General features: G+C 59.7%; 20 protein-coding genes and 1 pseudogene. 16 read left to right on the forward strand and 5 right to left on the reverse strand.

What is annotated here, in order from left to right:
• Positions 1 to 231 precede the first annotated feature (231 nt).
• Both JNB85_RS00375 and JNB85_RS00380 read left to right on the forward strand, forming a co-directional pair.
• Positions 232 to 564, forward strand: a complete 333-nt coding sequence (locus JNB85_RS00375; RefSeq protein ID WP_220332413.1) for a hypothetical protein — start codon at positions 232 to 234, stop codon at positions 562 to 564.
• Between the two features lie 71 nt (positions 565 to 635).
• Positions 636 to 1,076, forward strand: coding sequence for a DUF1810 domain-containing protein (locus JNB85_RS00380; RefSeq protein WP_220332414.1), 441 nt, complete (start codon positions 636 to 638; stop codon positions 1,074 to 1,076).
• On the opposite strand, the gene JNB85_RS00385 is transcribed toward JNB85_RS00380, so the two are convergent.
• Positions 1,073 to 1,258: a hypothetical protein gene (locus JNB85_RS00385; protein ID WP_220332415.1), complete on the reverse strand. Its 186-nt coding sequence runs from the start codon at positions 1,256 to 1,258 to the stop codon at positions 1,073 to 1,075. The two genes, JNB85_RS00380 and JNB85_RS00385, sit on opposite strands and share 4 nt — an antisense overlap.
• A gap of 88 nt (positions 1,259 to 1,346) precedes the next feature.
• Entirely contained in the window at positions 1,347 to 1,970 is a 624-nt protein-coding gene (locus JNB85_RS00390; RefSeq protein ID WP_220332416.1) for a TetR/AcrR family transcriptional regulator, read from the reverse strand.
• 130 nt (positions 1,971 to 2,100) lie between these two features.
• On the opposite strand from JNB85_RS00390, the gene JNB85_RS00395 reads away from it, so the two are divergent.
• A complete protein-coding gene (locus JNB85_RS00395; RefSeq protein ID WP_183742806.1) occupies positions 2,101 to 2,316 on the forward strand; it encodes a hypothetical protein in 216 nt (71 codons plus the stop codon).
• Positions 2,317 to 2,876: 560 nt separating this feature from the next.
• On the forward strand, positions 2,877 to 3,713 hold the full coding sequence (locus JNB85_RS00400) for an IclR family transcriptional regulator (RefSeq protein ID WP_220333074.1): 837 nt from the start codon (positions 2,877 to 2,879) through the stop codon (positions 3,711 to 3,713).
• A gap of 126 nt (positions 3,714 to 3,839) precedes the next feature.
• On the opposite strand, the gene JNB85_RS00405 is transcribed toward JNB85_RS00400, so the two are convergent.
• On the reverse strand, positions 3,840 to 4,709 hold the full coding sequence (locus tag JNB85_RS00405; protein WP_220332417.1) for a sigma-70 family RNA polymerase sigma factor: 870 nt from the start codon (positions 4,707 to 4,709) through the stop codon (positions 3,840 to 3,842).
• Positions 4,710 to 4,874: 165 nt separating this feature from the next.
• Here JNB85_RS00405 and JNB85_RS00410 point away from each other — a divergent pair, with 165 nt between their 5' ends.
• From JNB85_RS00410 to JNB85_RS00420, 3 genes are all read left to right on the forward strand, one after another.
• Complete coding sequence (locus JNB85_RS00410; RefSeq protein WP_220332418.1) at positions 4,875 to 5,537, forward strand: HAD family hydrolase; 663 nt, start codon at positions 4,875 to 4,877, stop codon at positions 5,535 to 5,537.
• Positions 5,538 to 5,568: 31 nt separating this feature from the next.
• The gene (locus tag JNB85_RS00415) at positions 5,569 to 6,261 is read left to right on the forward strand and encodes a RibD family protein (protein ID WP_220332419.1); all 693 of its coding nucleotides are present in this window, start codon (positions 5,569 to 5,571) and stop codon (positions 6,259 to 6,261) included.
• A 313-nt stretch (positions 6,262 to 6,574) separates the two neighbouring features.
• Positions 6,575 to 7,033, forward strand: a complete 459-nt coding sequence (locus tag JNB85_RS00420; RefSeq protein ID WP_220332420.1) for a carboxymuconolactone decarboxylase family protein — start codon at positions 6,575 to 6,577, stop codon at positions 7,031 to 7,033.
• Positions 7,034 to 7,051: 18 nt separating this feature from the next.
• Here JNB85_RS00420 and rhaI read toward each other — a convergent pair whose 3' ends face one another.
• Together rhaI and JNB85_RS00430 are read right to left on the reverse strand one after the other, a co-directional pair.
• Positions 7,052 to 8,344, reverse strand: a complete 1,293-nt coding sequence (gene rhaI, locus JNB85_RS00425; RefSeq protein ID WP_220332421.1) for an L-rhamnose catabolism isomerase — start codon at positions 8,342 to 8,344, stop codon at positions 7,052 to 7,054.
• Between the two features lie 50 nt (positions 8,345 to 8,394).
• The gene (locus tag JNB85_RS00430; protein WP_220332422.1) at positions 8,395 to 10,491 is read right to left on the reverse strand and encodes a bifunctional rhamnulose-1-phosphate aldolase/short-chain dehydrogenase; all 2,097 of its coding nucleotides are present in this window, start codon (positions 10,489 to 10,491) and stop codon (positions 8,395 to 8,397) included.
• Positions 10,492 to 10,688: 197 nt separating this feature from the next.
• Between JNB85_RS00430 and JNB85_RS00435 the strand changes: the two genes are divergently transcribed.
• The 9 genes and pseudogenes from JNB85_RS00435 (at position 10,689) to JNB85_RS00475 (ending at position 19,674) form a co-directional block, all read left to right on the forward strand.
• The gene (locus tag JNB85_RS00435; protein ID WP_220332423.1) at positions 10,689 to 11,501 is read left to right on the forward strand and encodes a DeoR/GlpR family DNA-binding transcription regulator; all 813 of its coding nucleotides are present in this window, start codon (positions 10,689 to 10,691) and stop codon (positions 11,499 to 11,501) included.
• Positions 11,502 to 11,548: 47 nt separating this feature from the next.
• The gene (gene rhaS / locus JNB85_RS00440; protein WP_007825786.1) at positions 11,549 to 12,544 is read left to right on the forward strand and encodes a rhamnose ABC transporter substrate-binding protein; all 996 of its coding nucleotides are present in this window, start codon (positions 11,549 to 11,551) and stop codon (positions 12,542 to 12,544) included.
• Positions 12,545 to 12,616: 72 nt separating this feature from the next.
• On the forward strand, positions 12,617 to 14,152 hold the full coding sequence (locus JNB85_RS00445) for a sugar ABC transporter ATP-binding protein (RefSeq protein WP_220332424.1): 1,536 nt from the start codon (positions 12,617 to 12,619) through the stop codon (positions 14,150 to 14,152).
• 9 nt (positions 14,153 to 14,161) lie between these two features.
• Positions 14,162 to 15,151, forward strand: coding sequence for an ABC transporter permease (locus tag JNB85_RS00450; protein ID WP_220332425.1), 990 nt, complete (start codon positions 14,162 to 14,164; stop codon positions 15,149 to 15,151).
• Positions 15,148 to 16,158 carry an ABC transporter permease gene (locus tag JNB85_RS00455; RefSeq protein WP_220332426.1) on the forward strand — a complete coding sequence of 337 codons (1,011 nt, stop codon included), beginning with the start codon at positions 15,148 to 15,150 and terminating at the stop codon, positions 16,156 to 16,158. The genes JNB85_RS00450 and JNB85_RS00455 overlap by 4 nt, the downstream gene beginning before the upstream one ends.
• A complete protein-coding gene (gene rhaM / locus JNB85_RS00460) occupies positions 16,155 to 16,475 on the forward strand; it encodes an L-rhamnose mutarotase (protein WP_220332427.1) in 321 nt (106 codons plus the stop codon). Before JNB85_RS00455 ends, rhaM begins: the two co-directional genes overlap by 4 nt.
• Positions 16,472 to 17,839, forward strand: coding sequence for an FGGY-family carbohydrate kinase (locus tag JNB85_RS00465; protein WP_220332428.1), 1,368 nt, complete (start codon positions 16,472 to 16,474; stop codon positions 17,837 to 17,839). The genes rhaM and JNB85_RS00465 overlap by 4 nt, the downstream gene beginning before the upstream one ends.
• 78 nt (positions 17,840 to 17,917) lie before the next feature.
• Positions 17,918 to 18,673 (forward strand): annotated as a pseudogene (locus JNB85_RS00470) (fumarylacetoacetate hydrolase family protein).
• Positions 18,674 to 18,789: 116 nt separating this feature from the next.
• Entirely contained in the window at positions 18,790 to 19,674 is an 885-nt protein-coding gene (locus JNB85_RS00475; protein ID WP_220332429.1) for a helix-turn-helix domain-containing protein, read from the forward strand.
• Positions 19,675 to 19,770 lie beyond the last annotated feature (96 nt).

Genomic DNA, 19,770 nt, shown 5'->3' on the forward strand with positions numbered 1-19,770 from the left:
GGAGAGTCCTGTGGATATCACACGGGATTTACCGCCTATCATTTCGCAGGGCCAGCCCTTGCACGGCTTTTCACAATGATTGGTACGATTTTGTGAACACTGAGTTTGATTTAGCCCTCTTCAATTTAACGCAGTTAAGGCACACATGCGGTGCTGCGCGCGGGGAGCGGATAGGCACGCCATTAGCTTGCCTTCCCAAGCCGCTTCCCGGTGCATTGCAGGAGACTTGAAATGACACAATCTGAAACTTGGACGTCCGGTCATCAGGATACGGTGCACCAGCATGTGAAGGAGGACGTGACCTCTGGCGAGGCTGAACGCGATTACGCCGATCACGTCCGCGCACAGAAGCTGTCGGTGCTGGAGCGGATCGTCGTCGTAGGCGCCCTCGTGCTGCTGAGCTTTGTGGGCTTCACAGCACCGTCGGCACAGACATCAGCGACCGATCCGATGACGACCTCGGCTGTTGAAGAGCAGGCACCTCCGGGTGATAGTCTGGTGCCGCACCACCAGCGCTACGGCCATTGCCGTGAAACGAGTCCCTATGCAGACAAGGTCTGCTAAAGGGCGGCCATTTCGCCGGGCATGGAAATCTTTCGTCTGACGTGCATAAGAAGCATAGAAAAGGAAGAACCATGGCCGGTGACGTAGACTACGACCTCCACCGCTTCATCGAGGCGCAGAACGGCATATATGAACAGGCTCTTGCAGAGCTGAAGGCCGGTCGCAAACGCTCCCACTGGATGTGGTTTATCTTCCCCCAGATCGCCGGACTCGGGACATCCTCCATGGCGGAAAAATACGCCATTCGCTCGGTGGAGGAAGCCTCAGCCTACCTTGCCGATCCGATCCTCGGCAGCCGTCTCTTGCGATGTGTCGAGGCAATCCTCTCCGTCAGTGACCGCAGCGCTCACGATATCATGGGTTCCCCTGATGATCTGAAGCTGCGCTCGTCGATGACACTGTTTGCCGCGGTCAGCGATCACGGCTCACCCTTTCACAAAGCGATCGATCATTTTTACGATGGGAAATTCGACGGACGGACAATTTCCATCCTGAGCGCCGGCAACGATTAGCCAGGAGAGTGCTCCAGCGCTGCAATCTCCTCGGAGATTTCCTCGATGCGCTGTCGCAGATCGATTTGCGTACCGTCCTCCACTTCCTCTTCGCCGAAGCAATAACGTGCATCGTGCAGTTCGAGCTTGGCTTCAAGTTCGGCCCGTCTGGCATATAGGCGCCGGAGATAAGCGTGATTCATCTCTGCCTCCAGATTGCTCCCGGATCAGCAGAAAACGGCCATGCAACCTCCAAGGTTCCCAAGCGTGAACACTTGGGCCACGGCAAGGTCAGCAGAAAGCGGAAATCGCCACGTTGCAGGCTTTTTCAAAATGACAGGAACAGCCGCCGTCCGCCATGGCCTGGCGGGTAACGCGCGCCCCTTCGAGTAAAAGCGTCAACGTATCGGCAAGCAGTTCTGGCTCGCGCGCGCCGGCAGCCACGCAAAGCGCTGCGAGACGGTTGCGCTGCATCGCCTTGTGGCGCTCGATCAACTCGTGCGCCGGATGACCCTCGCCCTTCAATTCGATGGCGGCATTGGCGAGATCGCAACCTGCGGGCTCGCCGTTCAGACAGTGAGCCCGGTCCTCGACCCAGGCAAACAACTGGCCGCGCGCGTCGCCGGGGTGGGCGGCTTCGAGATCGCGCCAGATCTTCTCGGCCCTTTCGGAGGCGCGGCGCAACGTCTCGCAGACCAACTCGTCCTTGGAGCCGAAATGCCGATAGAGGGTCATTTTGTTGGTGGCGGCCGCATCCGCAATTGCATCGACGCCGATCCCACGAATGCCACGCTCGCGGAAAAGCTCCGAAGCGGTCGAGACGATACGCTCCCGCGGGGGGATTCGATCGTCTGAAACAGCTGCGGAGATTTCGTTCGATGATTCTGATCTTTTTGCGGACGAAGTCCTTGACATCAATGTGACCGATCGGTAACAAATGCATTGTTACTTACCGGTAACACCGCTCTTCGCAGAAGTCAATGCCAGGATCACTTGGCAGTAGGAGCGGAACACGGGCGACCGCCCACGAAAGGAGGACCGTACCATGAGAAAGACCAGAGAAGATTTGACCATTTCCGAAGCCCTTCGCGACCCGCTGATCGCCATGGTGCTCCGCGCCGACGGCGTAAAGCTTGACGACTTCAAGCAACTCCTTGAGGTGGCTGCCCGTAAACGCGAGCCGCGTCCCTCCACGGCGAGCGATATGATCGGGTCCTTTGCCAGCCGCGCCAATCTGCCGGCGATGCCCTGCTTCGGCTGATCTGACCGCTGGCCCCACAAGGCCCGATCGGCACTGGGGATAAGCCCTGTTCCCAGACGGGCTGCCGCTGTCAACAGGCGGCAGCCCTTGCGACATATTTGTTGCTTGCCCGCCTCGGCATTGCAGCGGTGCGAGCTTTTTGAACATTCCAGGCAATTCCCACTATATGTCTTTAGGCAATGGAGCGCTCGCCGCCGGCGACGCCGTCATCATGACGACGCCCGCCGGCGGTGGCCTCGGCAAGCCCGCAAGAGCTTGCCATTGCTGACCGCAATGCCTGGCCGGAGACATAGCCCGCATCCGATCAGCCAATACCTGTGCCGATGAGACGAAAACTCGGGCTGAGGCTCGTTGTTCCGGATGGTAAGTGCCTGCGCCGAATTCCGTACTCCACACCAACTTCTCCAGGTCCAACGCATGCCACCTTAAAGCCGCTTCGGCGCGCTGCTGACCAGCATTTCCGTCGGCGCTGAAGATTTCTATCTCCCAACTTTTTGCGATTTGCTTCGCAAGCAACTATGCCATAGTAATGTAACAGGCTCGTATAGCATCCGAGGTACATTGAGTTGGACGGAAAGACATCACCCGCAATATTTGAAGATGAAAGCCCGATCGAAGAGACCGGAACTAAGGGCAGTCGCCGCGCACGCGTCAGTGGTATCGACCGCGCGCTGCAGGTGATCGATCATCTTTACGAGACGGGATCGCCGGCGGGCGTCTATGCCATCGCCAAAGCTGTGAAGGCGCCGCTTTCCACCATCTATGTCATCGTCGACGATCTGGTCGAAAAGAACATGCTGACGCGCCAGTCCGACGGTTCGATCTGGCTCGGCTCGCGGCTATACCATTACGGCCTTGCCTACGCGCGCTCACTCGATTTCATGAGCGTAGCGACGCATGAGATGCATGATCTTTGTCGTCAGGCTGGTGAAACAGTTCAGGTTTGCGGTCGCGACGGCGATTTCATGCTGGTGCTGGCCATGGCCGACGGCCCCAGCCATTTCCAGGTTGCCTCGCGTGTCGGCACCCGCGTACCGCTCAATTGGACTGCCTCCGGCCGCCTGCTCGTCGGCCACCTGCAGGAAGACGAACGCCTTGAGCTGTTCAAGAGATGCGCCCGTTCCTCGCCGACCGGACGCGCCGAGATCGACCCGGTCACCTTGTCTGAATCGGCAGGCAGAGCCTTCGAATCGCGCCTATCGATCCAGGCGGGTGAATCCGATTATGCGGTCGCCTGCATCGCCTCGCCGATCTGCGATCGTGAAGGCAAGTGCGTTGCCACTATCTCCATCGTCCTGCCGGAACAAAAGGCCTTTTCGGACGAAAGCCATTACACTGCGCAGGTTCGAAGCTCGGCCGAGCGCATTGAAAAATTGATGGGCTGGCGCGGCCACTAAGCCGCGCGGTTCTTGATACGGAGATGAGAACGAGCGTTCACGATCGGTATTGCCGCGTGGTCCAACTCCGGGGCCAGGTGACCGACCGGAGGGCGCCTGTCTGAAAAACTCACTGGTTGCGATCCGTCAGCCTTCCAAGATCGAATAGTCAATATCGCTGAGATGATCCGGATCGGCGATCGCATCGACGGTCGAGATCCTGTCCCCGTTAAAACTCAGCGCCAGCACTACCCGCAACTGCCCCCCGATGAAGACAACGAGACCGATTTCGCCGTCGACAAGCGCGACTTTAGCCGACGTTGCCCGTCCCTTGAAGCTTTCGGCGACGGCATTGGCGCCACGAAGCGGAACAACATTGCCGAGACGGGTCGCGGCTGCATCCGGCAGGAAGACGGCATCCGGCGCAAGGACTGCGATCAACCCTTCCAGATCGCCGTTGCGGGACGCGATGAGGAAGGCTTCAGCTATGCTGCGCTTGCGCGCGAGATCGACATCTGGCGTTTCCGGCTGCCCCTGCACCCTGCGTCGGGCACGGCTGGCAAGCTGCCGGGCGGCGGCGGCACTTCGCCCGATCACTGCGGCGATCTCTTCGAAGGGTAGATCGAACATGTCGTGCAGCACGAAGGCGACGCGTTCTGCCGGCGAAAGCGTTTGCAGGACGACAAGCAGGGCGATGCCGACGGAATCGGCGAAAGCTGCCTCCCGCTCCGGATTGCTGGCGATATCGACAATCGCACCATGTGCCGGCAGGTCGAGCGGCTCTTCGCGGCGTGTCTTGCGCGATCGCAGCATGTCGAGGCAAATGCGCGCCACGACCGTCGTCAGCCAGCCGCCGAGATTATCGACGCTGCCCCTGTCCGACCGTGTCAGGCGCAGCCACGCCTCCTGCACTGCATCTTCCGCTTCCGCGCGGGAGCCGAGCATGCGGAAGGCGACGGTCCGCAGATGCCCACGATTCGCCTCGAATTCATCGGCCAGCCATTGTTTCTCGTCCATCGATCCATTCCTCATCCTGTTGCGTCAAAGATGGTGACGAACGGAAACGGGACGATGTGACAGGAGCGGCATCATATCAAGCCTGGTGAAATTTTGCCGGCGGCTTGACCTGCCGCGTTTTTCATTGGCTGATGGCGCGCATATTCCTCCCTATGGTGTTTCCCGATGTCCTTTCGATTTGACAGTTCCAAACAATATGCTGCCTTCCTGTTCGACATGGATGGCACGATCCTGAGCTCGACGGCGTCAGCAGAGCGCGTCTGGGGACGCTGGGCCGAGCGGCACGGGCTGGATGTGGAAAAGTTCCTGCCGATCATGCACGGATCGCGTGGCATCGACACGATCCGGCGGCTGAACCTTCAAGGCGTCGATGCAGAAGCAGAAGCTGCACAGATCACCGAAGAGGAAATCCAGGATGTCGAAGGCGTCGTCGCGCTGCCGGGTGCTGCCGATTTCCTGGCATCGCTTCCGCCGGACCGGTGGACGATCGTCACCTCTTCACCGCGCCGCCTTGCTGAGCGACGGCTCGAGGCCGCCGGGCTGCCGATGCCGCAGGCTATCGTCACTGCGGAAGACGTGACCATCGGCAAGCCTGACCCGCAATGCTATATCCTCGGCGCCGAAAAGCTCGGCTTTGCGACACATGAATGCCTGGTCTTTGAAGACGTCGAAGCTGGCGTGAAGGCGGGATTGGCAGCTGGAGCCGACGTCGTGGTCATCACCGCTGCCGGCCACAAGCACTCGCTGCAGGGCTATCCCAAGATCGAACATTATGCGGACGCGACCGTTGTGATTGCTGACAGCGGCCATCTTTCGATCAAGTTCTGACGCCTGCCGCATCCACCGGAAAGGAATTGCCATGAAACCGGAAATCGTCTGCCTGATGATGTCGTCGCTCGACGGTGGTTTGCATCCGAGCAAATGGACCGAAAGCCCCGATGGCAGCCGCAAGGAATGGTCGGCGCTCTATCAGCAGATCCATGAAGAACTGCAGGGCGACGCCTGGATTGTCGGGCGCGTGACGATGGCCGAAATGGCGAAGGGAGAGCCGCATCCGCCACAATCTGCCGGCTCTGTCGAGCGGCCGAACCATTTTGCCGATCGCAAGGCAAACAATTACGCCATAGCACTCGACACGTCGGGCAAGCTGCATTTCACGCGAGCAGATATTGACGGCGACCATATCGTCGTCATCCTCGGCAATACCGTGCCGGACAGCCATCTCGCAGAACTCGCCGCCGACGGCATCTCCTACGTCGTTTCGCCATCAGCAGATATTGACCTGCCCGCAGCGCTCGATGTGCTGGAAAAGGAACTCGGCATCCGCAAACTTCTGCTCGAAGGCGGAGCCGCGATCAACGGCGCCTTCTTTGCCGCTGATCTTATCGACGAACTCTTTCTGCTTGTCGCGCCGGCCCTAGACGGTAGCGGCGGCCAGCCTATCGTCACCTTCGAAGGCGGATTGGCAGGGAAGACACAACTCTCGCTTATTTCGGCCGAGACGAAAGACAATGGCGCGGTCGCCCTGCGATACAAAGTCCGCACCCGATAGCGATGGTGGGCAGCCATAGTCGCGAGTCGCCCAGGTCCACGTCCCCAACCACCTCTGAGGCTGATGTCGTTGTCGCCGGCGCAGGAGCCCGGGGGCGGAACTTCACGGCCGTTGAGAGCCTGCGGGCTGCTGCAGCGACGCGGTTTTGACGGTGGCCGTCAATTCCTGATGTAGCAGATGCTCACCATTTCGCTTCTCATCTTTTTACGCTGCCCCGTCACACTCTCTGCCCCTGATCCGTCAAATCCATGACGAACGAAACCGGCAACAGCCGGCTCTGCGTCAAACGGAACACGCCATCAGGAGATTGAACATGCAAGAGAGAATGGGAAATCCAGCCCTCGTCATCCCGGAAGCCATGCAGGCACTGAATGCTCTCGGCAAGCTGCCGGCCACGGCCGGACTTGCACCAGGATTTCTGGAAATCGTCTATCTGCGGGCCAGCCAGATCAACGGCTGCAGCGTCTGCATCGACGGCCATTGGCGCATTGCCCGCAATCACGGTGAGACCGACGAGCGGCTCTTCGCGGTAGCAGGCTGGCGCGAAGCCCCTTATTACAGCGATGCCGAACGCGCAGCACTGGCGCTGACGGAGGCCGTTACCCGCCTCAGCGACCGCGCAGATCCCGTGCCGGATGAGGTCTGGGACGAATGCACCCGTCACTACGACGGCAAGAGCCTTGCGGCCCTTGTCATGGCAATTGCCAATATCAATGTCTGGAACCGGCTGAACGTCGCCACCCGACAGGTTGCAGGAAAGTGGAAGCCGTGATCAACGGCTTGCCTTCATTCAAATGATACCGCCGCCGCCGGAGACGGAGGCGGGTCGCTCAGCAGCTACCTTCTTTCGGTAGCCGCTGGCGCGGTAGGCGGCGATCGGGTCGATCGCACCGCCCGCGCGGCGGCGCGCTTCGGCCAGAATCGGCTCGACATCGGCGCGGTAGGCGCGCTTCAGCGTCTCCGACGCCATCAGCGCATCGTTGTCCTGCTGATAGCCATCGAGCGCCTTGCGGTCGACGATCAGGGCCTGCGCATAGGCGCGGCGGATTTCGTTGGCGCTGTTGATCAGGCTTTCAATAGGGTCCGTCACATTATGCGACTGGTCGATCATGTGGGCCGGATGGAAATCGTTGACGCCACGCGCTTCGGCATCCACGAGCTCATTGAAGACCAGGAACAGGCGATAGGGCTCGATTGCACCGGCGTCGAGATCGTCGTCGCCATATTTCGAGTCGTTGAAATGGAAGCCGCCGAGTTTGCCGAATTGGATCAGCCGGGCGACGATCATCTCGATATTGGTGTTTGGCGCATGATGGCCGAGGTCGACTAGGCAATAGGCCTTAGGACCGAGCGTCTGGGCGATCATATAGTTGCTGCCCCAGTCCTGTACGACGGTCGAATAGAAGGCCGGCTCGTACATCTTGTGCTCAGAGAAGAGCCGCCAGTCTTCCGGCAAGGCTTTGTAGATCTGCGCCATTGAGGCGAGATAACGCTCGAAAGCTTTGGTGAAGTTGCTCTGTCCGGGGAAGTTCGAGCCATCGCCGATCCAGACGGTGAGCGCCTTGGAGCCGATCGCCTTGCCGATCTCGATGCATTCGATGTTATGTTCGATAGCCTGTTGTCGGGTCGCCGCATCCGTGTGGCTGAGCGAACCATATTTATAGGTCAGCTTCTGGCCGGGCGCGTCGGAGAAGGTGTTGGAGTTCATCGCGTCGAAGCCAAGGCCAAGCGCATCGCCCTTCGCCTTCAGCTCCTTAACATCGGTTTTGTCCCAAGGGATATGCAGAGAAACAGTCGGGGTTGCCCGCGTCAGCTGGTTGATGACCGCGCAATCGTCGAGCTTGTCGAAGATACCGCGCGGCTCGCCGATTCCCGGGAAGCGGGCAAAGCGCGTGCCGCCGGTGCCGACGCCCCAGGAGGGTACCGCGACGGTGAATTCGGACACCTTGCGTGTAATCGCCTCGATATCGACACCGCGGCGGGCAAGTGTGGCGCCAAGCGCTTCGTAGTCAGCCTTCAGCGCCCCAGCACGCTTGTCGTTTTCCGTTGCGACCAGATCCGGCGCAATCCTGAATTCAGCCATGTCTTCCTCCCAGAGATTTTGTTGCGGCGGTCAGCGCCCGCCGCTTGCTGTCAGCGCGTGAAGCTTTGAACGTTGCCGGCATCGACATTGATGATATTGCCGGTCGACTTGGCCGAAAGATCGGATGCCAGGAAGTAGACGGCTTCGGCGATGTCTTCCGGGAAGACGTTGAGCTTCAGCATGGAACGCTTGCGATAATGTTCCTCAAGATCATCCACTTCGATCTTCGAAGAAGCCGCGCGCTGTTCACGCCATTCGCCGCTCCAGATCTTCGAGCCGCGCAGCACCGCATCGGGATTGACGGTATTGACGCGGATGCCAGCCTCTGCGCCTTCGAGCGCCAAGCAACGGGCAAGGTGGATTTCGGCAGCCTTAGCCGTGCAATAGGCGGCCGCATTCGGCGAAGCGGCGAGGCCGTTCTTTGATGCAATGAAGACGACGTTGCCGCCGAGCGCCTGACGGCGGAACAGGCGGAAGGCCTCACGCGAGACGAGGAAATAACCGGTCGCGAGGATGTCGATGTTGCGGTTCCATGTCGACAGCTCGGTCGTTTCGATCGGTGCCGAGGAAGCGATGCCGGCATTCGAAACAAGGATGTCGATGCCGCCGAATTCGACACAGGATTCGGCGAAGGAGGCGATGACGCCATCTTCCTTGGTGACGTCGAGCTTCAATGTGCGCACCGCATCCGTGCCGTACTTCTTCACGAATTCGGCTTCGGTCGATTCAAGGGCAGCCTGATCGATATCGGCAAGCACGACGCAGGCACCCTCGCCGACGAGGCGGGCAGCCGTCGCGCGGCCGATGCCGCCGGCGCCGCCGGTGACGAAGGCGACCTTGCCGGCAAGGCTCTTCGGCTTCGGCATACGCTGCAGCTTGGCCTCTTCGAGCAGCCAGTATTCGATATCGAAAGCTTCCTGCTCCGGCAGGCCCTGGTATTCGGACACCGTCGAGGAACCGCGCATCACGTTGATAGCGTTGACATAAAACTCGCTGGCGATACGAGCCGTCGCCTTGTCGCGGGCAAAGGAGAGCATGCCGACCCCCGGCACCAGGAAGATCACCGGATTGGCGTCGCGCATGGCCGGCGAATTGTCATGCTTGCAGGCATTGTAGTAGCGCGCGTAATCGGCCCGATAATCTTCAAGGGCCTTGTCGAGGCCGGCGATAATGGCATCGACATCAGGCTTGGTCGGGTCGAAATCGACGATCAGCGGCCGGATCTTGGTACGCAGGAAATGGTCCGGGCAACTAGTGCCGAGCGCACCGAGCGGACGCAGGTTCTTCGAATTGACGAATTCCAGGACGGCGTCCTGATCATCGAAATGGCCGAGCTTGCGCTCCTGCTTGCCGATACGGCCACGGATTTCCGGCATCAGGCGAGCAGCAATCGCGCGACGTTCGGCAACCGGCAGACTTTGAACGGCCGCGCCACCGAAGATCGTCTTGCCTTCCGTCTGGCCGGCAAACCATTCGATCGCCTTGTTGATGATATCGAGCGTCAGCTCGTAGCAAGCCTTGGCATCGTCTGCCCAGGTAAAGAGGCCGTGGCTTTCGAGCACGACGCCCTTAGCGTCAGGATTCTCCTTGACGAAGGCTTCGAGATCAAGGCCGAGCTGGAAGCCCGGACGGCGCCAGGGCAGCCAGCCGATCGCGTCGCCAAAGACCTGCTTGGTCAATTCTTTGGAATTCTTGGAGGCAGCAATCGCAATGATTGCGTCCGGATGCATGTGGTCGACATGCATAAAGGGGACGAAGCCGTGCAATGGCGTATCGATTGAAGCGGCGCGGGCGTTCAGGTTGAAGGTGCAATGCGGCAGGAAGCCGACCATGCGGTCCTCGTCCTCGATGCCCTTGTAGATGCCCTTCAATGATTCCAGTTTGTCCTGATAGAGCGTCGCGAAACCGTCGAGCTTGATCGTGCCGACATCGCCGCCCGAGCCCTTGACCCAGAGCACTTTGACTTTCTCGCCCGTCAGCGGATCGGTTTCCATCACCTTGGCCGAGGTATTGCCGCCGCCGTAATTGGTGATGCGCTTGTCGGCGCCGAGCAGATTCGAGCGATAGAGAAGCTTGCCGGGCTCATCGAGGCTCGCCGCATAAGCATCATCCCACCGGTTCTCAAGAAGTCGAACCTTTGCCGCCATGTGATCCTCCCATATAGGCTTGTGAGGCGTCGCGATAAGTACGCCCTTTCGCTCACGGTATCGCGCATCAAAATGGCGCTTGTCAATCGAAAACGATCAAATTCGATTATGTTGCATCGCAATATGGAATTTTATGATCGTTTCTGATTGACAGGCTTTAACGGATACGAAATAAATATGACGAGAGGAGGAGCCAAATGCACGAACGCGAACGCCATCGCATTATCTTAAGCGCCGTCCAGGAAAAGTCCGTCGTTACGATTCAGGACATTTCCGAGCTGACGGAAGCTTCTGAAGCGACAATCCGGCGCGACATTGCGGCTCTTCACGTGCAGGGGAAGATCCGGCGCGTTCGTGGCGGCGCGGAGGCAGTGCATCCACCGCAGCTTGGCAATCTCGCCGGACGGCCGTTTCGGGTATCAGAATCCGTCAATATCGATAAAAAGCGCTCAATCGCGCGCGCAGCCGTCGATCTCTGCGAAGCGGGCGACGCCATCATCATCAATGGCGGCACGACCACCTTCCAGATGGTACATTACATGGCCGGCCATCGCATGCAGGTCATGACCAATTCCTTCGCCATCGCCGAACATCTGGTGAAGCATTCCAAGAACAGTGTGACGGTGCCGGGCGGCGCGATTTATCGCGAGCAGAGCCTGATCCTGTCGCCTTTTGATAACGACGCGATCCGCAATTTCTATGCGCGGCGCATGTTTATCGGCGCCCAGGGCGTCGGCCCGCTCGGCATCATGGAGGCGGATGCTCTCATCATCCAAAGCGAGCAGAAACTGATGCACCAGGCCGACGAACTCGTCGTCATGGTAGATTCAAGCAAATTCAATCGCCGGTCGAGCCTCATTCTTTGCCCGCTTGACCGCGTATCTGTGGTCATCACCGATGACGGCATCTCGGAGGAGGCAGCTCGCATGGTCGAGAATGCCGGTGTGCGGCTCGTTGTGGCAAGCCCGGTGGCCCAGGCCGTGAAGGAGGATTCCTCGTCGGTCGCATGAGGCGTCGGCGAGGTGTGGAAGTCTAAATCTTAGTGGGAGGATATGACATGAAACTTGCAAAGACACTTGCAATCGGTGTGGCTTTCGCCGTCGCCATGATGGCTGGCGCCGCAAGCGCCAAGGACATCAAGATCGGCCTCGTCGTAAAGTCGCTTGGCAACGGCTTCTTCGACGCCGCCAACAAGGGTGCCCAGGAAGCGGCCAAGGAACTCGGCGGCGTGGAAGTCATCTACACCGGCCCGACGAGCACGACGGCCGAAGGCCAGATCGAAGTCATCAACTCGCTGATCGCTCAGGGCGTCGATGCCATCGCGATCTCGGCAAACGACCCCGACGCCGTCGTTCCGGCGCTGAAGAAGGCGACCCAGCGCGGTATCAAGGTTATTTCCTGGGACTCCGGTGTCGCTCCGGAGGGCCGCATCCTGCAGCTCAACCCGTCGTCCAACGAGCTGATCGGCAAGATGTGCCTGACGCTCGCCAAGGATCATCTCGATGGCGGCAAGGGTGACTTCGCCATCCTGTCGGCAACGACGACCTCGACCAACCAGAACATCTGGATCGACCAGATGAAGAAGCAGCTCAAGGACTTCCCGGGCCTTAACCTCGTCACCACCGTTTACGGCGACGACCTCTCGGACAAGTCCTATCGTGAAGCCGAGGGACTTTTGAAGTCCAACCCGAACGTCAAGGTCATCGTCGCTCCGACGACGGTCGGCGTTCTCGCCGCCTCCAAGGTCGTCGAAGACAAGGGTCTGGTCGGCAAGGTCTACGTCACCGGTCTCGGCCTGCCCTCTGAAATGGCTGGTGCGATCAAGTCGGGTGCCACGAAGGAATTCGCCATCTGGAACCCGATCGATCTCGGCTACTCTGCAACGCAGATCGCCTATCACCTTGCAAAGGGTGATGCCGACGGAAAGCCGGGCAGCGAAATCGAAGCCGGCCGCATGGGCAAGATCAAGATCGGCGACAATGGCGAAGCCGCTATGGCCGACCCGTTCGTCTACAATGCCTCGAACATCGACCAGTTCTCCAAGGTCTTCTGATTTCGGAGATCGTGAACGGACACCCGGCGGCTCTGCCGCCGGGCTTCTCTTTCGATGATGGTAAGCTTGCTGATGTCCCCTGCCCTTCAACACCCCGTCACGGATGCAAAAGCCGATGACGCAGCCGCCATTCTGGAAATGCGCGGCATCTCGCAGATCTTTCCGGGCGTGAAGGCGCTCGATAATGTCAGAATCGCGCTCTATCCCGGCAAGGTGACGGCCCTGATCGGCGAAAACGGCGCCGGCAAGTCGACGCTCGTCAAGATCCTGACCGGAATCTATCGTCCGAATGAGGGTGAAATCATCGTTGACGGCAAGCCGGTACATTTTGCGACAGCACAGGCGGCCATCGATGCAGGCGTGACCGCCATTCACCAGGAAACAGTGCTCTTCGACGAGCTGTCGGTCGCCGAAAACATCTTCCTCGGCCATGCGCCGCGTACCCGCTGGCGCACTATCGACTGGAGCGAGATGAACAGCCGCTCCAGAGTGCTGCTGACCTCGCTTGAAAGCAATATCGATCCGACGATCCGCCTGAAGGATCTCTCGATTGCGCAGCGCCATCTCGTAGCCATCGCCCGCGCTTTGTCGATCGAGGCCCGCATCGTCATCATGGACGAACCGACTGCCGCCCTTTCGCGCAAGGAGATCGACGATCTTTTCCGTATCGTCGACGGTCTCAAGGCAAGCGGCAAGGCCATCCTCTTCATCAGTCACAAATTCGACGAGCTCTACGAAATCGCCGATAACTACGTCGTCTTCCGCGACGGCCGCGACGTCGGCCACGGGAAGCTGAAGGAAACGCCGCAGGACGAAATCGTCCGCATGATGGTCGGCCGCGATGTCGAAAACGCCTTCCCGAAGATCGATGTGGCAATCGGCGGCCCGGTGCTCGAAGTCGAAAAATACAGCCACCGCACCGAGTTCCGCGATATCTCGCTGACGCTGCGCAAGGGCGAAATCCTCGGCATCTACGGGCTGATCGGCGCCGGCCGCTCGGAACTGGCGCAATCGCTCTTCGGCATCTCCAAGCCGCTCTCCGGTAGGCTTACGCTCGAAGGCCGAGAGATTTCCATCAATTCGCCGCATGACGCCATACGCGCTGGCATCGTCTATGTACCGGAAGAGCGCGGCCGCCACGGCCTGGCGCTGCCGATGCCGATCTACCAGAACATGACGCTGCCCTCGCTGGCCCGCACATCACGCAAGGGCTTCCTTCAGGCGGCGGAAGAATTCGCGCTCGCCCGCAAATATGCCGAGCGGCTGGACCTGCGCGCCGCGGCCCTGTCCGTGCCTGTCGGCACACTCTCGGGCGGCAACCAGCAGAAGGTCGTCATCGGCAAGTGGCTCGCCACCAAGCCGAAGGTCATCATTCTCGACGAGCCGACCAAGGGCATCGACATCGGTTCGAAGGCTGCCGTCCATGGCTTTATCAGCGAGCTTGCGGCCGAAGGCCTCTCCATCATCATGATCTCTTCCGAACTGCCCGAGATCATCGGCATGTCGGACCGCGTTCTGGTCATGAAGGAGGGCCTGTCGGCGGCGTTCTTCGAACGCGATCAGCTTTCGCCGGAAGCGCTGGTGCGCGCGGCGACCGGAAATGCATGAGGTGACCCCATGATGAGACTGATCAGAAAACGTGAAAGCCTGCTGTTTGCCATCATCGTGGTGATGATTGCCGTCTTCTCGACGCGCGCCGCCGATTTCGCGACACCGGATAATCTCGCCGGCATCTTCAACGATACGGCAATCCTCATCATCCTGGCGCTTGCCCAGATGACAGTCATCCTGACGAAATCGATCGACCTTTCGGTCGCAGCCAATCTCGCCTTTACCGGCATGGCGATCGCAATGATGAATGCCGCTTATCCCGGCCTGCCGCTCATCGTTCTCATCCTTGCGGCGGTCGTAATTGGCGCGGTCCTCGGCTCGATCAACGGCTTCCTTGTCTGGCGCCTCGAAATTCCGCCGATCGTCGTCACCCTAGGCACGCTTACCATCTATCGTGGCATGGCCTTCGTGCTGTCTGGTGGTGCCTGGGTGAACGCGCATCAGATGACGCCGACCTTCCTTGCCGTTCCTCGCACGCCGATCCTCGGCTTGCCTGTGCTGAGCTGGGTCGCCATCATTATCGTCGCGCTGATGTACATGCTCCTGCGCTACAGCCCGTTCGGCCGTTCGGCCTATGCAACCGGCGGCAACCCGACGGCCGCCATTTATGCCGGTATCGATACGGGCAAGACGAAATTCCTGGCCTTCGTGCTCTCGGGCGCGCTCGCCGGTCTGTCCAGCTATCTCTGGGTTTCCCGTTATGCGGTCGCCTATGTCGATATCGCCAATGGCTTCGAACTCGACAGCGTCGCGGCCTGCGTTATCGGCGGTATCTCGATTGCCGGCGGTGTCGGCTCGGTCGCCGGCACGGTGCTCGGCGCACTCTTCCTTGGCGTCATCAAGAACGCCCTGCCCGTCATCGGCATTTCGCCCTTCACGCAGATGGCGATTTCGGGAACCGTCATCATCCTCGCCGTCGTCTTCAATGCAAGGCGCGAGCGCAATCGCGGCCGCATCATCCTGCGGGATCGCGCAGCAGCGGAGGTCGCAGCATGAGCGCCGTTTCGTCAACACCTGAAAAGCGCGTCATTCCCGATCGCCTCGGCACACCCGTCAAGCGCGTCATGTCAAGCTGGGAAGTGCTGCTCTTCGGTGTGGCCGTCCTGATCTTCATCTTCAATTCCGTGGCTTCGCCCTATTTCCTCGATGCCTGGAACCTCTCTGACGCGACCTTCAATTTCACCGAAAAGGCGATGATCGCCTTTGCAATGGCGCTGCTCGTCATCGCCGGTGAGATCGACCTGTCGGTCGCCGCAATCATCGCACTTGCTTCCACGGCCATGGGTGCCGCGGCACAAGTCGGCGTTGGCACGCCGGGCCTCGTGCTGATCGGCGTCGGCACCGGCCTTCTCTGCGGTATCTTCAACGGTGTGCTCGTTTCCGTGCTGAAACTGCCATCGATCGTCGTCACCATCGGCACGATGAGCCTCTTCCGCGGTATTTCCTACATCGTGCTGGGCGACCAGGCTTATGGCAAATATCCAGCTGATTTTGCCTATTTCGGCCAGGGCTATGTCGTCTGGGTCTTCTCTTTCGAATTCGTTCTCTTCATCGTGCTGGCGATCCTCTTTTCTATCCTGCTGCATGCGACCAATTTCGGCCGGCAGGTCTATACGATCGGCAACAATGATTTCGCCGCCCGCTTCTCCGGCATTCCGGTCGAGCGCGTCAAATTCATCCTCTTCCTGCTGACGGGGGTGATGAGCGGTATCGCCGCCGTCTGCCTCACTTCGCGTCTCGGCTCGACGCGTCCGTCGATCGCGCAAGGCTGGGAACTCGAAGTCGTCACCATGGTCGTGCTCGGCGGCATCTCGATCCTCGGCGGATCAGGCACGATCGGCGGCGTCGTTATCGCCGCCTTCGTCATGGGCCTTGTCACCTTCGGCCTCGGCCTCCTGAACGTGCCCGGCATCGTCATGTCGATTTTCATCGGCCTGCTCCTGATCATCACCATTGCGATCCCGATCATCGCCCGCCGCATCAAAGCCATGAGCGCCAAATGACCCTGGAAAAACACGCGTTCAAGATGAAGCTCAATCCCGGCATGGAGGCCGAATACCGGAAGCGGCATGACGAGATCTGGCCGGAACTGGTCGAACTCCTGCACCAGTCCGGCGCCAGCGACTATTCCATCCATCTCGACCGCGAGACCAATACGCTTTTCGGCGTGCTGACCCGGCGGCAGGATCACACGATGGCAAGCCTGCCGGACCATCCCGTCATGAAGAAATGGTGGGCGCATATGGCTGATATCATGGCATCCAATCCGGACAATTCGCCCGTCCAGAGCGACCTCGTGACCGTCTTCCATATGCCATGAGCAATTACCGCCGCATTGCCGTTCTCGATATCGGCAAGACAAACGCCAAGGTCGTCATTCTCGACAGCACGACGGGGGCCGAAATCGCCGTCCGCAAGCAGCCGAATACGGTCATCCGTGACGGCCTCTATCCCCATTACGATATCGAAGCGCTCTGGAGCTTCGCGCTTGTTTCGCTGAAAGCCTTTGCCAGCGAGCCGGGTCTCGATGCGATCTCGATCACCACGCACGGCGCGGCCGCGGCCCTGCTCGACGCGGACGGCAAGCTGGTGATGCCCGTCATTGACTATGAGCATGAATACCCACAGGAGATCCGCGACGCCTATGATGCGTTGCGGCCGGCCTTTGACGAGACCTTCTCGCCGCGCCTGTCGATGGGATTAAACATCGGCGCGCAGCTCCACTATCAGCAGACCGTGTTCCCTGCAGAATTCGCCAAGGTCGCAACCATCCTCACCTATGCTCAATATTGGTCGGCGCGCCTGACCGGTGTTCTAGCGAACGAGGCAACCTCGCTCGGCTGTCATACGGACCTCTGGAATCCCAGGACCAGCGCTTACTCCTCGCTGGTCGACACACTTGCCTTTCGTGACAGGATGGCGCCGATCCATTCGGCCTTCGACGTGCTTGGTCCGGTCCTGCCTGACATTGCCAAGGAAATCGGTCTCTCTGTGCCCGTCTATTGCGGCATCCATGATTCGAACGCATCGCTCTTGCCGCATCTCGTCGGCCGTGAGGCACCCTTTGCGGTCGTCTCGACCGGCACCTGGGTCATCAATTTCGGCGTCGGCGGCGATCTCGACCATCTGGATGCGAAACGCGATGCACTTGCCAATGTCGATGCCTATGGCCGCGCCGTGCCGTCTTCCCGCTTCATGGGCGGCCGCGAATTCGAAATCCTGTCGGCCGAGATCGGCAAGGTCGGCGATGCAGAGGCAAAAGCTGCTATCGCGGATGTCGTAGAAAAGGGCATCATGCTGCTGCCGAACGTGGCACCCGGCTCCGGGCCCTTTCCGGGCAAGGTCAGCCGCTGGATCAACGTGGAAGATGCGAGCCGCGACGAACGATATACCGCTGCCTGCCTCTATCTGGCGCTGATGACGGAAGCCTGCCTCAGCCTGATCGGTGCAAAAGGCCCAATCATCGTCGAGGGCCCTTTCGCATTGAACGAAACCTATCTGTCGCTGATTGCGGCAATCACCGGCCGCGATACGATGGCGCTGCCGGGCTCGACCGGCACCAGCCATGGGGCCGCCCTTCTTGCCGGCATCAAGCCGGTATCCGGCGTGGAAAAGCACTTGTCGCCCCAGGCAATTCCAGGTCTTCCCGCCTACCGGGATCGCTGGTACGCCGCGATGGAATAACAGTCTTTCCAAGAGCGCCCTTGTCCGTGCCGGCTGCGCCGCTAGTGTGGCGCCTGTCGATTTGATGGAGGAGACAGCATGACTGAATCGTTCGACCCGCGCGCACTGGCCGCCAAGCTCCACGGCCTGCGCTAGGCAGGCAAACAGGAGCCGACAGGCGCCTTTTCGCTGCCGGCCGATCTTTATCAGGCGATGAATGCGCAGAATTTCCTAAAGGCTGAGGAAGGGATCGCGAGCAACGCCTGGAAGGTCACGACCTCGCCCGAAGGTCGGCCGGTCACCGCACCCCTCCATCCCTATGCCGAAGCCATCTCCGGCGCCGCCATTGCCTGGTATCCGGGCTTGAAATTCGAAACCGAAATTGCCGTTCGCCTCGGCCGCGATCTGCCGTATCGCAAGGGCGCGCCTTACAGCCGTGCCGAAATTCTGGACGCGATTGCCACCACCTATCTCGGCGCCGAGTTGCTGGTCAGCGCGGTCAAGGAAAGCGGTGCTGTCTCCTTCCTCCTCTTCCTCGCTGATCGCCTCGGCAATAGCGGCTACGTGCTCGGCCCCACCATTTCGAAGAGCTCCATCGATACCGCTGCAAGCACGCCGCTGAAGGTCACGCAAGGCAAGAGGACGATCTATGACGGCCTTGCCAAACATCCGAAAGGCGATGTCTTGACCTGGCTGGTCGACTACGCCAACGATCCGCTGCGCCCGGAAGATTCGCTCAATTCGGGAGCGCTTGTCACGACCGGCACGCTCAGCGGTGCCGTCGAACTCACCGAACCAGGCGAGATCGACATCCGCTTCGGCGGCAGTGCAAGATTGACCTTATCCGTCGTCTGATACCGGCATTTTTGCCCACCTTAACTCGGTGATTGTCATACTGCTTTGCCTCCTGTATTAAACTTGAGTTTATAACGAAGGTTTATTCCGGCCATCGGCTGGAGGCGGAAGTGGAGATGACGTTTCAACCGCGCATGCAGAACAAGATTCACGGCTTTTCCGTCACGAAGGGCGTCAATCGCCGAGTTTGGAACGGCATCGTGGCCGATGTCTGGGATGTGGACTGCGCTCCCCATTCCGGCGGCTATTACGTATCGCGCGACCCGCGGCTTTTCATTCTCCTCGAAAAGCGCGGGCCAGGTAGCTCGCGGGTGAAGCTCTCGCCGCGTGCCCATGGCGCAGTGCAGGATACCGAAAAGCGGCCGATCTCGTACGTGCCGGCTGATATGGAAATCTGGGCCGATCTAGTGGATGTGCATTCGCTACGCCATCTCGACATCCATTTCGATGTCGAGACCATCAGCCGAAGGCTCGGTGATGATCTCGATCCACAGCGCCTCGCCAATGCCCAGCTCTTGTTTTCCGACGAGCGCCTGCTTTCACTTGCTGAGCTGATTGCCGCCGAGTGCGTCAATCCGCAGCCGCTGCATGATCTCTACGGCGACGGCCTGTCGCTCTCCCTCATCATCGATATGCTGAAATTGACCAAGGTGCAGCCGCGCAAGCGCAGCAAGCTCGCAGCCTGGCAATTGCGCCGCGCCATCGACTTCATCGAGGAGAATTGCCTGCGCAATATCCGCCTCGAGGAATTGGCGGCGGTCACCGGCCTATCGCAATCGCATTTCAGCCACGCCTTCAAGGCCTCGACCGGCGTGGCGCCGCATCAGTATCAGACCAATGTCCGTCTCGAGCGGGCAAAATATCTGCTCGTACGTAGCGAATATCCCCTGACGACCATCGCTGTCGAAACGGGCTTTGCCGACCAGGCCCATTTCACCCGTGTCTTCCGCAAGAATCTGGGAACCACGCCGGCGAACTGGAAAAAGGCACAGATTGCGTAAGTGCAACAGGTCTGAGCTTTTGCGCGCAGCGCGGAAAATTGCCCAAGAACGTTCAATTTCCACCCGATCGCGACAATCCGGTAAATTAAAATTGAG

Origin of the sequence: Rhizobium mesosinicum, from assembly GCF_019511345.1 — a bacterium.
GTDB lineage: Bacteria > Pseudomonadota > Alphaproteobacteria > Rhizobiales > Rhizobiaceae > Rhizobium > Rhizobium mesosinicum.

Coding starts and splice junctions, on each gene's coding strand:
- JNB85_RS00375 (WP_220332413.1), top strand. CDS start 232: ATGACACAATCTGAAACTTGGACGTCCGGTCATCAGGATACGGTGCAC.
- JNB85_RS00380 (WP_220332414.1), top strand. CDS start 636: ATGGCCGGTGACGTAGACTACGACCTCCACCGCTTCATCGAGGCGCAG.
- JNB85_RS00385 (WP_220332415.1), bottom strand. CDS start 1,258: ATGAATCACGCTTATCTCCGGCGCCTATATGCCAGACGGGCCGAACTT.
- JNB85_RS00390 (WP_220332416.1), bottom strand. CDS start 1,970: ATGTCAAGGACTTCGTCCGCAAAAAGATCAGAATCATCGAACGAAATC.
- JNB85_RS00395 (WP_183742806.1), top strand. CDS start 2,101: ATGAGAAAGACCAGAGAAGATTTGACCATTTCCGAAGCCCTTCGCGAC.
- JNB85_RS00405 (WP_220332417.1), bottom strand. CDS start 4,709: ATGGACGAGAAACAATGGCTGGCCGATGAATTCGAGGCGAATCGTGGG.
- JNB85_RS00410 (WP_220332418.1), top strand. CDS start 4,875: ATGTCCTTTCGATTTGACAGTTCCAAACAATATGCTGCCTTCCTGTTC.
- JNB85_RS00415 (WP_220332419.1), top strand. CDS start 5,569: ATGAAACCGGAAATCGTCTGCCTGATGATGTCGTCGCTCGACGGTGGT.
- JNB85_RS00420 (WP_220332420.1), top strand. CDS start 6,575: ATGCAAGAGAGAATGGGAAATCCAGCCCTCGTCATCCCGGAAGCCATG.
- rhaI (WP_220332421.1), bottom strand. CDS start 8,344: ATGGCTGAATTCAGGATTGCGCCGGATCTGGTCGCAACGGAAAACGAC.
- JNB85_RS00430 (WP_220332422.1), bottom strand. CDS start 10,491: ATGGCGGCAAAGGTTCGACTTCTTGAGAACCGGTGGGATGATGCTTAT.
- JNB85_RS00435 (WP_220332423.1), top strand. CDS start 10,689: ATGCACGAACGCGAACGCCATCGCATTATCTTAAGCGCCGTCCAGGAA.
- rhaS (WP_007825786.1), top strand. CDS start 11,549: ATGAAACTTGCAAAGACACTTGCAATCGGTGTGGCTTTCGCCGTCGCC.
- JNB85_RS00445 (WP_220332424.1), top strand. CDS start 12,617: ATGTCCCCTGCCCTTCAACACCCCGTCACGGATGCAAAAGCCGATGAC.
- JNB85_RS00450 (WP_220332425.1), top strand. CDS start 14,162: ATGATGAGACTGATCAGAAAACGTGAAAGCCTGCTGTTTGCCATCATC.
- JNB85_RS00455 (WP_220332426.1), top strand. CDS start 15,148: ATGAGCGCCGTTTCGTCAACACCTGAAAAGCGCGTCATTCCCGATCGC.
- rhaM (WP_220332427.1), top strand. CDS start 16,155: ATGACCCTGGAAAAACACGCGTTCAAGATGAAGCTCAATCCCGGCATG.
- JNB85_RS00465 (WP_220332428.1), top strand. CDS start 16,472: ATGAGCAATTACCGCCGCATTGCCGTTCTCGATATCGGCAAGACAAAC.
- JNB85_RS00475 (WP_220332429.1), top strand. CDS start 18,790: ATGACGTTTCAACCGCGCATGCAGAACAAGATTCACGGCTTTTCCGTC.